Source organism: Agrococcus pavilionensis RW1 (assembly GCF_000400485.1).
Lineage (GTDB): Bacteria > Actinomycetota > Actinomycetes > Actinomycetales > Microbacteriaceae > Agrococcus > Agrococcus pavilionensis.
The window spans coordinates 1-1,185 of the sequence record NZ_ASHR01000045.1 but is presented as its reverse complement, the minus strand read 5'-3'; the positions used below and the strand labels follow the sequence as shown (position 1 = coordinate 1,185).

The window sequence follows — 1,185 nt, the reverse complement described above, 5'->3', positions numbered from 1 at the left end:
AGCCGACGCCGGGCACGACGAGGCCGTCGGCCTCCATGATCGCGGTGCGGTCGGCCGTCAGGCGCACGTCGGCGCCGGCCGCCTCGAGCGCCTTCGCGGCCGAGTGGACGTTGCCGAGCCCGTAGTCGAGCAGCGCGACGCGCTTGCGCTGGGCGGTCACAGGGCACCCTTCGTCGACGGCACACCGGTCACGCGCGGGTCAGGCTCGACCGCGACGCGCATCGCGCGCGCGAAGGCCTTGAACTCCGCCTCGGCGATGTGGTGCGGGTCACGGCCCGCGAGCACCTCGACGTGCGCGGTGAGGCGAGCGTTGAGCGCGATGGCCTCGAACGCGTGGCGCACGAGCGATCCCGTGAAGTGGCCGCCGATGCGGTGCAGCTCGAAGCCCGCGGGCTCGCCGGAGTGCACGAGGAACGGCCGGCCCGAGAGGTCGACGACCGCGCGGGCGAGCGCCTCGTCGAGCGGCACGGTCGCGTCGCCGTAGCGGCGCACGCCCCGCTTGTCGCCGAGCGCCTCGCCGAGCGCGAGGCCGAGCGCGATCGCGGTGTCCTCGACCGTGTGGTGCGCGTCGATCTCGGTGTCGCCGCTCGCTTCGACCGTCAGGTCGATGAGCGAGTGCTTCGAGAACGCCGTCAGCATGTGGTCGTAGAAGGGCACCGTCGTCGAGATCGAGGAGGCGCCCGTGCCGTCGAGGTCGACGCTCAGGCGGATGCTCGACTCGCTCGTCGTGCGCTCGATGGTTGCGGTGCGGGGCATCCCTCGATCCTACTCGGGCCGCAGCTCGGCCATCGCGGCGAGCAGCGCGCTCGTCTCGGCTCTCGTCCCGGCGGTGATGCGGAGCGTGCCGGGCAGCCCGACGTCGCGCACGAGGATGCCTCGATCGAGCAGCGCGCGGAAGGTCGCCTGCGGGTCGTCGACCCCGGCGACGAGCACGAAGTTCGCGTCCGAGGGGTACGGGCGGTAGCCGAGCCGGGAGAGCTCCTCGACCATGCGGTCGCGCTGCGCGCGGAGGTCGTCGACGCGCGAGAGCATGACGTCGCTGTGGCGCAGCGCCGCGACGGCCGCCGCTTGCGTGATGGCCGAGAGGTGGTACGGCAGCCGCACGAGCCGGAGGGCGTCGATGACCGCCGGGTGCGCGGCGAGGTAGCCGACGCGCATGCCGGCGAACGCGAACGCCTTGCTCAT

Annotated in this window: 2 protein-coding genes and 1 pseudogene; all 3 read right to left on the bottom strand. The window is 73.2% G+C overall.

The window, feature by feature from the left end; genetic code table 11:
- Positions 1-160 (bottom strand): annotated as a pseudogene (locus L332_RS29955) (imidazole glycerol phosphate synthase subunit HisH); the annotation flags it as partial.
- The gene (hisB, locus tag L332_RS28685; RefSeq protein WP_021065147.1) at positions 157-756 is read right to left on the bottom strand and encodes an imidazoleglycerol-phosphate dehydratase HisB; all 600 of its coding nucleotides are present in this window, start codon (positions 754-756) and stop codon (positions 157-159) included. The pseudogene L332_RS29955 and the gene hisB, both read right to left, overlap by 4 nt.
- Before the next feature lie 9 nt (positions 757-765).
- The coding region (locus L332_RS0115865) for an aminotransferase class I/II-fold pyridoxal phosphate-dependent enzyme (protein WP_031224440.1) at positions 766-1,185 on the bottom strand (420 nt) is incomplete at its 5' end.

What these genes read in the sequence shown, in the direction of transcription:
- hisB (WP_021065147.1), bottom strand. Translation starts at nt 756, where the DNA reads ATGCCCCGCACCGCAACCATCGAGCGCACGACGAGCGAGTCGAGCATC.